The organism is Bacillus sp. 1NLA3E, assembly GCF_000242895.2.
In the GTDB taxonomy this organism is placed as follows: Bacteria; Bacillota; Bacilli; order Bacillales; family Cytobacillaceae; genus Bacillus_BU.
In genome coordinates this window covers 2670983-2684314 of sequence record NC_021171.1, presented here as the reverse complement: position 1 = coordinate 2684314, position 13332 = coordinate 2670983, and the positions used below count along the sequence as shown (strand labels likewise).

Annotated in this window: 14 protein-coding genes; 10 read left to right on the top strand and 4 right to left on the bottom strand. The window is 37.7% G+C overall.

Annotated features, from left to right (window positions below; genetic code table 11):
- The first annotated feature begins 49 nt into the window (after window positions 1-49).
- The gene (locus B1NLA3E_RS12695) at window positions 50-892 is read left to right on the top strand and encodes an aldo/keto reductase (RefSeq protein ID WP_015594235.1); all 843 of its coding nucleotides are present in this window, start codon (window positions 50-52) and stop codon (window positions 890-892) included.
- 58 nt (window positions 893-950) lie between these two features.
- Here the strand turns inward: B1NLA3E_RS12695 and B1NLA3E_RS12690 are convergent, their stop codons facing one another.
- Complete coding sequence (locus B1NLA3E_RS12690; RefSeq protein ID WP_015594234.1) at window positions 951-1379, bottom strand: thiol-disulfide oxidoreductase DCC family protein; 429 nt, start codon at window positions 1377-1379, stop codon at window positions 951-953.
- 191 nt (window positions 1380-1570) lie between these two features.
- On the opposite strand from B1NLA3E_RS12690, the gene B1NLA3E_RS12685 reads away from it, so the two are divergent.
- The 7 genes from B1NLA3E_RS12685 (at window position 1571) to B1NLA3E_RS12655 (ending at window position 8004) form a co-directional block, all read left to right on the top strand.
- Complete coding sequence (locus B1NLA3E_RS12685; protein ID WP_015594233.1) at window positions 1571-2461, top strand: M15 family metallopeptidase; 891 nt, start codon at window positions 1571-1573, stop codon at window positions 2459-2461.
- Between the two features lie 211 nt (window positions 2462-2672).
- Entirely contained in the window at window positions 2673-3131 is a 459-nt protein-coding gene (locus B1NLA3E_RS12680) for an N-acetyltransferase (protein WP_041580506.1), read from the top strand.
- Window positions 3132-3407: 276 nt separating this feature from the next.
- A complete protein-coding gene (locus tag B1NLA3E_RS12675; protein ID WP_015594231.1) occupies window positions 3408-4592 on the top strand; it encodes an efflux RND transporter periplasmic adaptor subunit in 1185 nt (394 codons plus the stop codon).
- Window positions 4589-5272 carry an ABC transporter ATP-binding protein gene (locus B1NLA3E_RS12670; protein WP_015594230.1) on the top strand — a complete coding sequence of 228 codons (684 nt, stop codon included), beginning with the start codon at window positions 4589-4591 and terminating at the stop codon, window positions 5270-5272. Before B1NLA3E_RS12675 ends, B1NLA3E_RS12670 begins: the two co-directional genes overlap by 4 nt.
- Window positions 5269-6468 carry an ABC transporter permease gene (locus tag B1NLA3E_RS12665; RefSeq protein ID WP_015594229.1) on the top strand — a complete coding sequence of 400 codons (1200 nt, stop codon included), beginning with the start codon at window positions 5269-5271 and terminating at the stop codon, window positions 6466-6468. Before B1NLA3E_RS12670 ends, B1NLA3E_RS12665 begins: the two co-directional genes overlap by 4 nt.
- Window positions 6469-6476: 8 nt before the next feature.
- Entirely contained in the window at window positions 6477-7163 is a 687-nt protein-coding gene (locus B1NLA3E_RS12660) for a Yip1 family protein (RefSeq protein ID WP_236619573.1), read from the top strand.
- Window positions 7164-7377: 214 nt separating this feature from the next.
- Window positions 7378-8004: a YitT family protein gene (locus B1NLA3E_RS12655; RefSeq protein WP_015594227.1), complete on the top strand. Its 627-nt coding sequence runs from the start codon at window positions 7378-7380 to the stop codon at window positions 8002-8004.
- 117 nt (window positions 8005-8121) lie between these two features.
- Here B1NLA3E_RS12655 and B1NLA3E_RS25325 read toward each other — a convergent pair whose 3' ends face one another.
- Window positions 8122-8268 (bottom strand): hypothetical protein, encoded by a 147-nt coding sequence (locus B1NLA3E_RS25325; RefSeq protein WP_187292102.1) that lies wholly within the window; start codon window positions 8266-8268, stop codon window positions 8122-8124.
- A 605-nt stretch (window positions 8269-8873) separates the two neighbouring features.
- Here B1NLA3E_RS25325 and B1NLA3E_RS12650 point away from each other — a divergent pair.
- Window positions 8874-10043 carry an MFS transporter gene (locus B1NLA3E_RS12650; protein ID WP_041580505.1) on the top strand — a complete coding sequence of 390 codons (1170 nt, stop codon included), beginning with the start codon at window positions 8874-8876 and terminating at the stop codon, window positions 10041-10043.
- 302 nt (window positions 10044-10345) lie between these two features.
- Here the strand turns inward: B1NLA3E_RS12650 and B1NLA3E_RS12645 are convergent, their stop codons facing one another.
- Window positions 10346-10999 carry a GNAT family N-acetyltransferase gene (locus B1NLA3E_RS12645; protein WP_015594224.1) on the bottom strand — a complete coding sequence of 218 codons (654 nt, stop codon included), beginning with the start codon at window positions 10997-10999 and terminating at the stop codon, window positions 10346-10348.
- Window positions 11000-11226: 227 nt separating this feature from the next.
- Complete coding sequence (locus B1NLA3E_RS12640; RefSeq protein ID WP_015594223.1) at window positions 11227-11772, bottom strand: pyridoxamine 5'-phosphate oxidase family protein; 546 nt, start codon at window positions 11770-11772, stop codon at window positions 11227-11229.
- Between the two features lie 55 nt (window positions 11773-11827).
- On the opposite strand from B1NLA3E_RS12640, the gene pdxR reads away from it, so the two are divergent.
- Complete coding sequence (pdxR, locus tag B1NLA3E_RS12635; protein WP_015594222.1) at window positions 11828-13276, top strand: MocR-like pyridoxine biosynthesis transcription factor PdxR; 1449 nt, start codon at window positions 11828-11830, stop codon at window positions 13274-13276.
- Window positions 13277-13332 lie beyond the last annotated feature (56 nt).

Genomic DNA, 13332 nt, shown 5'->3' with positions numbered 1-13332 from the left:
CAAGTGATAAACTTGGTGATGGGTTGAGAATGAGTTTAGGAGGGAAAGCATGCCAAATAGTTTACAAGACACAACAACATTACATAACGGTGTTATAATGCCATGGTTTGGATTGGGTGTATTTAAGGTTCAGGACGGTTCAGAAGTAATCGAATCTGTGAAAGCCGCAATTAAGAATGGTTACATAAGTATTGATACTGCAGCTATTTACCAAAATGAAGAAGGTGTCGGTCAAGCCATAAGAGAGTCAGGAGTACCGCGCGAGGAATTATTTATTACTTCGAAAGTGTGGAATGCTGATCAAGGTTATGAGTCTACCCTACAAGCATTTGAGACAAGCTTAACGAAACTTGGTTTGGATTATTTGGATTTATACCTAATTCATTGGCCTGGGAAAAATAAATACAAAGAAACATGGAGAGCACTTGAAAAGTTATATAAGGATGGGCGCGTCCGGGCAATTGGTGTAAGTAACTTTCAAATTCATCACTTAAAAGATCTTATCAGCGATGCCCAAATCAAACCGATGGTTAATCAGGTTGAGTTCCACCCACACTTATCACAGAAAGACCTCCTTTCTTTTTGCCAACAAGAGGGAATCCAGTTGGAAGCATGGTCGCCACTAAAACGAGGTGAACTATTAAGTGACCCGACAATAAATGAAATCGCTGCAAAATATCAAAAAACTGCTGCTCAAGTCGTTTTGCGTTGGGATTTACAAAATAAAGTAGTGACAATTCCTAAATCCATTAAAGAACATCGCATTATAGAAAATGCTAATGTCTTTGATTTCGAATTAACTGCAGAAGATATTGAAAGAATTGATAGTTTGAACAAAGATGATCGGATCGGTTCTGATCCAGATAAAATGACTGTTGGATTTACTGATTGAAAACAGTCGTAGGATAAATAGATGAGGGCACCTTTTTAGAAATTCTAAAAGTGTGGCCTCATTTTTTTGCCTTCGATTTACTACCATTTTCCTCTTTGTCTAAAAACCTCTCTTTTAAGTTTGGGGAAGGCAGCATACAGTTCTCTTGCCTACCAAACCATTTATAGCGATTTTTTGCGACAATATCATAAAAGAAATCCCTAATAAAACGTGGAATCAATAGAAAGATACCAAACAACTTCCATGGCCAATTCAACTTCATGCTTATTCTCAAAGCAGCACTTGATTTCAGATAGGACTTTTCATTCTCAATTAATACGATGCTATTTATGTCCTTATCCACATGGTACTGATTTAATAATCTTTTGCCTATATCACCCTGAAGTGAAGCGAATTTATAATGTTCAGCAGGATCATTTTGAATGATAAATTGGACACTTTGGTTGCAAAAATTACATACACCATCAAATAGAATGATACTACCCATTATTTCACCAACTTTCCAAAAAACTTTCCCAAAATCGCCAAAATAATAATAATTTAAGCGACATCTTGTAGCTTTTTTCCGTCCAAGTTATTATATTTAATGGATTGGGTTATAAAAATTAATGTAGTGGGTTAGAAGGCTTAAGGGAAAAACTCCATTTAACTTAAAATACCACAAAAAGGAAGTTTTGTATGAATAAAATATACTCACTTGGTTTAAGTTTTCTCTTGTTATCACTTCTATTTGCAGGATGTAGTGGTAAAAACCATTTTGCTGAAAGTGATCAAATCAAAAAAAATCAAATCACTTCTAAAGAGAATGGTGATTCGAAGCAAGAGAGCAAAACAACAGAAGCTATAAAGGAAACGATCCCCTCTACAACAAATGAGAGTAGTGAACAAAATGCAGGTAAGCAGGAGGCAACAGCACAAGAGAATATTAAGATTGCAGATCAAGTAAATACGTCATCTCAGAAAAATGGTGCGATTCATGTAATTGCCCAACCAGAGAGTATTCCTGTGCTTGTCAATAAACAAAACAAGCTACCTGATTCATATATACCCAAGGATTTAGTTAGTACAACGGTCCCTTTTGTATCTTCAGCGACGACTGAAAAGAGAAAAATGAGAAGTGAAGCAGCCGAAGCATTAGCAAACCTTTTTGCAGGGGCAAAGCAACAAGGCGTGAACCTATTAGGTGTATCAGGTTATAGATCACACAGTACACAGGTTAATTTATTTAATTACTATGTAAAAATAGATGGTTATGAAAGGGCTAGAACATATAGCGCACTTCCTGGAACAAGCGAGCATGAAACAGGTCTTTCTATTGATGTTACTGGAGGTAATGGTAAATGTGCAGCCGAAGATTGCTTCGCTAATACGACCGAAGCTAACTGGCTTCAAGCGCATGTGGCTAATTATGGATTTATCATTCGATATCCAAAAGGCAAAGATGCTATTACTGGATATAAATATGAACCATGGCACATTCGTTATGTAGGAAAAACAATAGCTACTGAAATCATGAGCAAAGGTAGCACACTTGAAGAATATTACAGCACACTTCCAGTAAATAACTAAAAATAGTGGTGCCTGACCCCAGTGCTTTAAAGCAAAGCACTGGGGGTCAGGCACCATTTTTTGCATTAACGCGTTAAACCTCTTTGTCATTGGCCTTTTTTTCTATTAGTTGAAAAAACTATTTATAATTATTCATTTTTATGATTAAATATTAATATCAGAATTAAAGGATAATGTTATAAAATAAATGATAAACAAAAAGGTGAGAACGATGGTTGAAATTAGAAAGGCAAAGATTTCGGATATCGAAGTAATTTATGATTTAATTAATGTATACGCACAACAGAGGGTCGTACTTTCGCGGACGAAAGAATCGCTCTATCAAAATATTCAATCGATGTTTGTAGCAGAGATCGACAAAAAAGTAGTTGGCTGCGCAAGTTTAACGATTTTTGATCACCAATTGGCAGAAATTAGGTCATTGGTGGTTGACCCTGATATGGGAAAAAAGGGAATAGGTAAGCTTTTGGTTGAACAGATAGTCGAAGAAACGAAAAGAATTGAAATCGATCGGCTCATATCGCTTACCTACCAAGTTGATTTTTTTCAAAAATGTGGTTTTGAAATTACAGTTAAGGATAGTATGCCGCAAAAAGTATGGAAAGATTGCATCAATTGTCCTAAAATGCCAAGCTGCGATGAAATAGCAATGGTTTATTATATTAAGTGATTCCTAAATTACCAGAAACCCCCTCTTTTTAGTAGAGGGGGTTTTTTTCTCCAATAATTTATTCTTCTCTTTATCTATCAAATATCTCCCCCTATTAACCATATCCTTCATCAATTTCCAACAAGTATAATGTTATAAAATGTAATATTAACCAATAATTTGTCACTAAAATATTATACGCTATTATAACTGTAAATTTAACCCTTTTTTTGAAAAATATTAAAATTTATAATGTATATATAACAAGTTAATATTTTCCAAAAGGGAGAAAATGCTATGCAGGTAGAACAAATGCGAAAACCGAAGAAGAAATGGATTGTAATAGGAGTGGTCACTTTAATAGTAATCATTGCTGGTATTAACATTATGGTCATGCAAAGTAAAAATAAAACTAGTAAAGAAGATTTGAAGTTTGCATTCGCCAAAGAGAGAGAAATAAGAAACACAAAGTTAGTTTCAGGCAGTGTCGTGCCTGCAAATCAAGAAACATTTTATCCAGACGCAACAAAAGGGAAGGTTAAGGAAATTTTTGTTCAAGAAGGACAACAAATTGTGAAAGGACAGAAGCTTTTTTTATATGAAAATCCTGAGCTTTCTATTCAAACCAAGCAGTTGGATATTGATAAAAAAATGACCACCTTACGTAATGACCAAGGTAAAAGTAATATTGAAACCGTAAAAAAGCAAATCCAAAAGGCAAAAAATGACGGAGCAGGTAATGAAATAACCGACCCGCTAGAATCACAATTGCAGGATTTGCAATTACAACAAAAAACATCGGAATTGGAGATGGAGAAAAACAAACTGCAATCCGAGGAATTGCAGCTAAAGCAAAATGAATTAATCGTTGTTAGTAGCATTGCTGGAATTGTGCAAAAGGTTGAAAAAGATGCTGCACAAAGTACTTCCCAAACACAAGGAGCAGCAGGTAAACCGATTGTTCAAATTGCTTCTCAGGATCCGTTCCAGGTACAAGGGACATTATCAGAATTGCAAAAGGCCCAAATCCTGCCGAATCAACCTATCACAATTTCCTCCAAAGCCATTGTTAACAAAACATGGAAAGGAAAGATCACTAGTGTAAGTCAGTACCCTACATCAGACGAAATGGGTCAAATGACAGCAGGTGCAACTGGGCAGACATCACAAAATATCTCATTCTATCCGTTCAAAGCGACATTAGATTCTCAAGAGGAATTATCACCAGGTTATCATGTCTCCATTCAAGTTGAGTTAGAATCCAAGAAAATGCTAGCGGTACCGCGCAGCAGTATTGTAGAAAAAGGGGATTCCTCATTTATCTATGTAGTGAAAGGCAAGAAACTTAGCAAACAAGCAGTAACGATGGGAATGGGTGATGGTGAGTGGACTGAAGTATTAGAAGGATTGAAAGCAGGAGATAAGGTTGTTAATCATCCTTCCGCAAATGTGCACGATGGGATGGAAGTGAAGGAGAAATGATTAGTTTAAAGCAAATCAGTAAGACATACAAACAGGGAGCACTTGAAGTGCCTGTACTCCATGATATTAACATTGAAATCGAAAGTGGTGAATTCGTATCAATCATGGGACCGTCTGGGTCAGGGAAATCAACGTTGATGAACATAATCGGGTGCCTAGACCGCCCGACAAGTGGAGAGTACATCTTGAATGATGTAAATATCCTTCAAGCCGAAGAAACTAAGCTTGCCCTCATTCGAAATCAATACATAGGTTTTGTGTTTCAACACTTCCACCTTTTGCCTCGGTTAACAGCGTTAGACAATGTGGAATTACCGCTTGTATACGGCGGGATTCGTAAAAAAGATCGACGGGAACGGGCATTTGAAGCACTAGCTAAAGTTGGCTTAGCAGATCGTGTCCACCATTTACCAAACCAGCTTTCCGGGGGGCAAAAACAAAGAGTTGCCATAGCACGTTCAATCGCGAATAACCCGACATTTATTTTAGCTGATGAACCAACAGGTGCTCTTGATTCAAAATCTGGTGAACAGGTAATGAATATTTTCACCCAACTGAATAAAGAAGGGACAACAATCATCATGGTTACGCATGAGGACGAGGTGGCCGCTTTTACAAATCGCCGGATTTTACTGAGAGACGGCCAAATTACTCAGGATAGAAAGGGTGTTTTTGCGTGAGTTTATTGGACAGTATTAAAATTGCCCTTTCGTCTATCCTTGCTCATAAGCTCCGTTCCACACTTACCATGCTCGGAATCATTATCGGTGTGGGATCAATTATTACAGTTGTAGCGATTGGCCAGGGTGGTGAAGCTTCGTTAAAATCCCAGTTTGCCGGTGCAGGAAATAATACAATCCAAATCAACTTTACTCCTGATAACGAAGATCCCTTCGCGATGCCGTTTGAGCAGGTTCCTACTTTTACACAGGAAAATTTATTGCAACTTAAAAGGATTCCCGAGGTTGCCCATGTCATTGCGACCAACAGTGCCATGGAGCCTCTTTATGTGAATGAAAAGAATATTGGTGCACAAATCTATGGGATAACCAATGATTATTTTGCCGTGAATTCTTTAAAAATGACAGCAGGCAGGAAGATAAGTGAAATTGATTTTTCCCAGTCCAGCAATGTGATTATGATAAACCAGCAGGCAGCAAAAGATTTTTTTCAAGAAAAAAAAGCAGTAGGTCAAATTCTCGAAATCCATGGACAACCATTTGAAGTGATTGGTGTTTACAAGGTGGCCGATAATATTTTCGGATTAGGAATGCCTGAATTGCTTATGCCACTTACGATATGGCCTGTTTTATTTGGAACAGAAGAAATTCAATCTGTGACATTGCAAGCAAGGGAAGTTAGTAAGCTTGAGATAGCAGGACAGAAGGCAACAAACCTCCTCAACGACGCAAGGCCTTCTGATTTAGCCGGTAAGTACGAGGTTTTCAATCTTGAAGAAATCAAGAAAAGTATCTCAAAGGTAACAAATATCATGACCATGATCATCGGAGGGATCGCAAGTATTTCGCTTCTCGTCGGTGGAATCGGTGTCATGAACATCATGCTTGTTTCTGTTACAGAACGAACAAGAGAGATCGGGATCCGAAAAGCATTAGGTGCAACAAGAGGGAAGATACTTCTGCAATTTCTGATTGAAGCGATGATGCTTACTATGTTAGGCGGGATTATTGGTATTGGATTAGGTGTCGGTGGAGCTTTTATCGTATCGCACTTTGCGAAGTGGCCTCCATTAGTATCAGGTAAGGTTGTGCTTGGGGGAGTTCTATTCTCAATGGTTCTTGGAATAATTTTTGGGCTGATGCCAGCAAACAAAGCGGCCAAGCTTGACCCAATAGATGCTTTACGTTACGAATAAAAAGGAGAGTGGATAGTTTGGAAACCAATTTATCTTATGAAGAAGTACAAGGAAAGAAGCCCTCAATTTTCGGGGTCATCACATCACCATCCCAACAATTTGAGAGAATGAAAGAAAAGGCTCCAATTGGAGTGCCGTTAATTATTATGATGTTGTTGATGGCTGTTACAGGGGCACTCGTTTCGTTTATTAGTTTAAATAATCCTATATTAACAAATTCAGAGCTAATGCCTACGGATTTTAAAATTCCAGTTGGATTGACAGTTGCAATGGGTGCTGGAGGAGCATTGGTTGGAGGAACGATTATGTTTTTCATCGTAGCTGCCTTCTATAAAGTTTGTATGATCATAATGGGAAATGATACAGCCTATAAAAAGGTATTAGTAATTGTTATTTATGCTAATATTATCTCTACAATTGGTTTGTTGGTTAACGCTTTAATCGCACTTGTTTTAGGCGGATACGAAGCTACTTATACAAGCTTGGCTCCCTTGTTTACTGATAATCAGGTGCTACATACAATTGCCACGAACTTTGATATTTTTAAAATTTGGTACTATATTGTGTTGGGGTTAGGTTTACATATCGCCGCAGGATTAAGCAAAAATAAAGCAATCACCCTTGTTTTGATTATATTTATCGTTAGTGTAGGATTAAGCTCGTTTGGTGGTTTTATTCCCAAACCAGGGCTATAATAGCTCCTAAAACACAAAACAAAGAAGCGATTTGGATAAAACCGGTCGCTTTTTCTTTTTTTGTGAAAAGTTTAAGAAACGGGATAGTAATAGAGGTATAAGGATTTGCTCCATTGAAGAGAAATCTTGGCCAATAAGAATATCTATTTTCCGAAAGAATATAAATAACTAGAGAAACACAGGTGAGTGTAATTAATACATAAGGAGACCTTAAATGTATAAGAATAGGGTATATTTTTATATTGATCAGTATAGAACACAGGAAATGTCTTTTTATATGAGGTGTGTTTTTATTGCCTTTGGAGCAACACTGGTAGCTATTTCATTACAGTTATTTTTGATAAAAAATTATGTTATTGATGGTGGAATAATAGGTATATGTATACTAATCTCACAAATTTTCAGTATTAAAATCGGTATCCTTATTATATTATTAAACACTCCTTTTTTAATTATCGGATATTATTACCTAGGGAAAAGGTTTCTCTTACTAAGTCTTTATGCAATTTTTGTCCTAGCTATCGGAACTTATATCTTAGAACCCTATCCTGTCTTAACAAATAAACCTATTTTAGTTATTTTTCTTGGCGGCATCATTTTAGGATTAGGAGTAGGGATCATTATTCGGTTTGGAGGTTCTTTAGATGGGACAGAGGTTATGGCTATTTTGTTGAGTAAACGCTCTTTTTTTTCAATTGGACAATACGTGATGTTTTTTAATTTCTTCATTTTTGGGAGTTCTGTTTTCGTTTTTGGCATCGATGAAGCCATGTATTCCTTGGCAACTTTTTATATTGCATATAACACAATTGACTTTTCTATTAAAAGTAGTAACTTTTAAGCCACCTTTTCGCTCAATAAGTTGGCTTCATGAAATATAATCAGTTTAAGATGCGGCAATGATTCCAAGTAAAAAGAGACTATCCGAAATTCGGAAGTCCCTGGTTGCACTTATTTTTTATTCATGCCTTTTTGGGGAGTCATGCATATCAATCCTGGTTGAATCCTGAGGATTTACAGCTGATTTAATGCCCGAAAAAAATACTCCACCAACAATTCCAAGACAAATAACGAATCCTATTGTTTCCACCCATAAATACGCCATGAAATATCCCTCCTTTTATTGATGTATATGCATTGTGGTGATCAAAATTCACATGTATTCATTCAATAAGGAAGGTTGTTTTTTTTTTTTTTGCAGGTTCAGAATTCTTGAGGATGGATCATGGAGTAGTACATGATTACGGCTACCGAAATGTACCAGTAATGTTGATTTCCGTACCAGGCACTCGCTTTCCGCGGGCGGGCGGTGTGCCTCTTCGGCGCTAAAGCGCCTGTGGGGCTGCAGGGGTCTTCATGCCTTCCACTCCAATCAACATTGTGTAAAAAATCAACATTGAGCTTTAACACAGACTTTAGATTAAACCACTGTCTCGAAAAAAATGAATACTTATCTCGGCCTAATTAAACATGTATCTCGGATGAAAAATAACCTCCTACAATGAGATGACAATGATTATTCATTGATCTCCAGCAAACGGGCCAGATTGTTGAATAAGAGAAGGAATTATTAGAAAGTGAATCGAAGCTCTCAGTTATTCAATTAACGGCAGTAACAAAATAATAAAAAACCTTTAAAACTTACATAAAGTCCTTTTTATGCCCCCTAGAGAATATACATGTAAAAATATTTTTTATATGGGGGATTATATGAAGTTGAAAGGGAGGATAAGTTTAAGCGTTGGTTGGATAACTTTGTTTCTAATGGGTACTGATTTATTTGTGGTATCCCCATTATTACCGTTTATTTCGGAAGCATATAAAGTTAGTGCATCGACCACTGGATGGATGGTAACTGTTTTTGCAGTTACATATGCTTTTTCGGCTCCTTTCTTCGGTTGGCTTTCAGATAAAAAAGGACGGAGAACATTGATTACATTTGGCTTATTGCTGTTCGCTATTTCTAATACGCTAACTGCATTTTCTCCTTCATTTTTATGGATGATTGTTAGCCGTATTTTAGCTGGTTTATCCGTTGCTTCAATCACTCCTTTGATATACGCAATCATTGGAGATATTGCCCCACCCAATCGAAGAGGAACATGGCTTTCGATTGTTGTCTCAGGACACTTGACGGCTCTTTGGGCAGGAGCGCCATTCGGTACGTTATTAGAGCATTTTCTTGGATGGCGCTCAGTATTTGTTGTAATGGCAATCATAGGAGCCATATTGGCGGTAGTGAATTTTAAAACATGGGAATCTATTCCTAATAATGATTTAACAAGAAACCTATTAGAAGGAAATCTGCTAAGAATACTTTGTTCTGTAAGTGTTACTACCATTTGGGCGATTTCAATGTATACCCTTTATGTTTATTTAGGTGCAGCTCTTTACTCCAAAAATAAATTCTCATCATCAGAAATCGCATTAGCTGTTACTTTTTATGGTGTCGGTGCTGTTTTTGGGAGCCTTACAAGTGGGCAATTAACAGATAAATTCGGAGAAATGAAAATTTCGAAGGCTACGCTAATTTTCTTAATTCTAATACTCATTTGTTTAGGGATATTCTTCTCATCTGGTGATTGGGTTTATTTCTTTCTTTTTATTTGGGCTTTAGTTGGGTATGCAGGATTTACATCATACCAAGCACGATTAGCTGTGGAATATCCAAAAGAACGAGGAATTGTTATGGCATGGAATAATACGGCTCTGTATATTGGTATTACCATTGGTTCAATAATTGGAGGTTTTGTCATATCTAATTGGGGATATTCTTTACTTCCATATGTTTGTAGCGTTGCAGCAATCGTAAGTTTTGTGCTTAGTACCCAAAAGGTACAAGAAGCCAAAAAAGAATCAGCTTTTTCAACAGATACATGACCTCGGAACGAGGTCTATTTGGGATTCAGCCGAGATACATGTAAAAACGGGCAAATTACACGATATCAAAAATAGCATTAAGAAACGTGGGTTTTATGCACAAAGCGCAACTTCAAACTAAAAAAGTCAAATTCCCTGTACGTTTTCAAAGGGAACTGACTTTTTTTATTTGACTTCTTCAAGGGGGACCGCCAACAAAATGCGGATTTCGCACGTTAAGCCACTTTTATAATAAAAAAGCCGGATTCCTGCTCGCCAAGAGGCTCCGGCTTATGTTAATTACACTCTGATTCTCGTTAGCTTTACTCAGTGATATTTTTTAAGCCTTTTTGAAGCCGATCTTGGAGATTTGTACGCACCGCAGGCCATTCTTCTGCAATGATTGAAAAATAAGCTGTATCCCTAATGCTACCATCACTTGCAGGGAGGTGTGCCCTGCGAATGCCTTCAAAAGTAGCACCAAGCCTTTGTATAGCAGAACGTGAACGTATGTTACGAGCGTCAGTTTTCAGTGTGACTCTGATTGTATTCCACGAATCAAATGCATGGGCAAGCATCAGAAGCTTGCACTCTGTATTAACACCAGTACGTTGGAACGAAGCTGCATACCAAGTGCTACCGATTTCTGCCACGGTTGGTGGAGTCAAATCTGTGGGTGAAAGCCCACTTGCAACGCCCGGAGGCCATGAAAAAACTTCTAGATCAAGAAATCGTGTTGTTCCGACAATACCGCCCGTGTCGAGGTGACGAACCACAAATGGCAACGCACGACCTTTCGAAAAGTCGGCTAGAGCAATTTCAATGTAACGTATAGTATCTTCTTGTCCATTTGGAACATAAGTATATGTATAAGTTGACCTATCTTCTAAGGCAGCAACACAGAGATCATTAACGTGGTCAATCGTCAAGGGTTCTAAGCAGACTAAGTGACCACGAAGCGTAACTGGCATTAGCATGGTATCATACCCTTCAAATTACATAAATTAGTTTATTTTACAATGCATCTTTTAGCATTACTTCCAGAGAGTTGAATATATTTAGTTGTTATTATAAACATTATGAGTTGTATTTGTCCCGATGAATCGCCAGTGACAATGACAAGTAAATGTCAGTAAGCTTCACGTCTACTATCATTTTTAAGGCATTTTCTTTTTGAAAAATCACGACTAAATTTTAAAAAAATTTAGATATCCATCTTAACGTTCTTGCCTGGGTAGAAAGCCAATTGCGGATCCAATTGATTTTCTTTTGCAGTTCGTACGCTGGGGGTAAGTCTAAAAACAACTGTATGACTCCCTAGAGAGGACCGATATTTCTCAACATGGGATTGTGAAAGGCTTTTATCGTAATAGCCGGGTACGTACTTATCTAGCATGGCTTGCATTGCCGTGGTAGCTTCTTTTAAATCAGTTACCGTTTCTAGTACTCCAAACAGCATCACACTCATGTACGCAGTATCTGTCTTGGCGGGTATAGGACTTACCATGGTTCCATATTCTTCACATAATGTGAAACAACAGTTGGGATTGGCATGAATCAAATCTATTTTTCTCCCCTGCGCAGCTCCATGAAAATACAAAGCTTCATTCATCCAGATAAAATTTAAAGGAACAACATAAGGAATCTCCTCATCAGTTAATCCAAGGTAACCTGTTCGTGCGTGGCTTAAAAACTGATCAATACGCTTATCATCTGTACATAGCCTTTTTTCTTGGCGGATCTTATGCATTTTTCATCCCATCTTTCTTTATAAATGATAAAATCATTCTAGAGGAATTTTGTACATGATAAAAGTGACAGAATTAAAAAGTTTAATAGGGACAGATGGAGGGTTAACAGTGGAACTTACCCCGTTTTTAAACAAGAAGTTGCCAGAATCTTTATACAGCCAGTTGTATCATTGGATTAAGAAGGAAATTGAAGAAGGTAGGCTCTTGCCAGGAATGAAGATGCCATCAATTCGCCAGCTTACGACTCATTTAAAGGTCAGCCGGAATACGGTTGAGGCAGCATATCAGCAGCTACAATCAGAGGGATACCTCGAAAGTGTCCCTAAAAGTGGAATATGGGTAGCTGAAATTGAGAAACCTTTACTACATCCACTTGAGGTGGAACATCCTATTATGTTGGAATGTAAGCCTTCAAGCGAAGTCCTTGTGGATTTTGAATATGGAAATGTCGATCTTGACAAATTTCCCTTGAAGCAATGGAAGAAATGTCTGTCAGACGCAGTTGATCAAGAGAACAACTGGTTATTTCAGTATAGTGAGAATCAGGGTGAATTTGAATTGAGGCGGGAGATATCAAACTATTTACTGCAATCCAGAGGTGTACGCTCTGTACCAGAACAGATTCTTATAACGGCCGGAACTCAGGCCTCCATGGCGTTGATCTGCCATCTTTTAGCACTCCGGGAAAAAACCGTGGCTATGGAAGAACCGGGTTACAGTGGAGTTCGATCGGTCTTAGAAGACCAGGGATGCTATATTGATCCCGTGCCTCTTGAGAAGGATGGATTGTCAGTAGAGCATATTCAAACGAGCAGGGCAAAAGCCGTATACTTAACGCCTTCTCACCAATTTCCATTTGGTATGGTTCTTTCCATTTCGAAAAGAATGCGATTACTAAAATGGGCTTATCAAACTGGAGGATACATTATTGAGGATGATTATGACGGCGAGTTTCGATACCGGGGACATCCGATTCCTTCGCTAAAATCCCTGGATGAACATGAAAGGGTTATCTATTTAGGTACATTTTCTAAATCATTTCTACCTTCAGCTCGGTTAAGTTATATTGTATTTCCACCTTCTCTAATGGTTCAATATTCACGAAAGTTCGCAGCTTATAACCAATCTGTCTCTCCTATTATTCAGAGGGCTATGGCCCTGTTCATGCAAACAGGGGAATTCGAAAGGCATATTCGAAGAATGCGCAAGATGTATCAAAGAAAACATCAGGCTTTGCTAAGGAGTATTGAACAATATATGGGCACTCAAGTAAAAATTGTTGGAGAAAAGTCAGGCTTACATATCTTATTGAAACTAAAAGGCGTAACAGCCTTCGAGCTGATCGAAAATGGTCTACAGAAGGGTGTCAAAGTTTATTCCCCGTCAAGGTTTTGGCTTAATCCAAACACCGAAGGTAATTCCTATATCATGTTAGGATTTGGTGGATTATCAATTGAAGAAATTGAAAAAGGAGTCAGATTACTCGCTAGCTGCCTCCCATGAAGAGGGAGAACAGTAAGTAATAAACATATTGGCTTAATCAATAAATCCAAATAAAA

Bases quoted from the DNA above. Each gene is read 5' to 3' on its own strand.
- B1NLA3E_RS12695 (WP_015594235.1), top strand. From the start codon at position 50: ATGCCAAATAGTTTACAAGACACAACAACATTACATAACGGTGTTATA.
- B1NLA3E_RS12690 (WP_015594234.1), bottom strand. From the start codon at position 1,379: ATGGGTAGTATCATTCTATTTGATGGTGTATGTAATTTTTGCAACCAA.
- B1NLA3E_RS12685 (WP_015594233.1), top strand. From the start codon at position 1,571: ATGAATAAAATATACTCACTTGGTTTAAGTTTTCTCTTGTTATCACTT.
- B1NLA3E_RS12680 (WP_041580506.1), top strand. From the start codon at position 2,673: ATGGTTGAAATTAGAAAGGCAAAGATTTCGGATATCGAAGTAATTTAT.
- B1NLA3E_RS12675 (WP_015594231.1), top strand. From the start codon at position 3,408: ATGCAGGTAGAACAAATGCGAAAACCGAAGAAGAAATGGATTGTAATA.
- B1NLA3E_RS12670 (WP_015594230.1), top strand. From the start codon at position 4,589: ATGATTAGTTTAAAGCAAATCAGTAAGACATACAAACAGGGAGCACTT.
- B1NLA3E_RS12655 (WP_015594227.1), top strand. From the start codon at position 7,378: ATGTATAAGAATAGGGTATATTTTTATATTGATCAGTATAGAACACAG.
- B1NLA3E_RS25325 (WP_187292102.1), bottom strand. From the start codon at position 8,268: ATGGCGTATTTATGGGTGGAAACAATAGGATTCGTTATTTGTCTTGGA.
- B1NLA3E_RS12650 (WP_041580505.1), top strand. From the start codon at position 8,874: ATGAAGTTGAAAGGGAGGATAAGTTTAAGCGTTGGTTGGATAACTTTG.
- B1NLA3E_RS12645 (WP_015594224.1), bottom strand. From the start codon at position 10,999: ATGCTAATGCCAGTTACGCTTCGTGGTCACTTAGTCTGCTTAGAACCC.
- B1NLA3E_RS12640 (WP_015594223.1), bottom strand. From the start codon at position 11,772: ATGCATAAGATCCGCCAAGAAAAAAGGCTATGTACAGATGATAAGCGT.
- pdxR (WP_015594222.1), top strand. From the start codon at position 11,828: ATGATAAAAGTGACAGAATTAAAAAGTTTAATAGGGACAGATGGAGGG.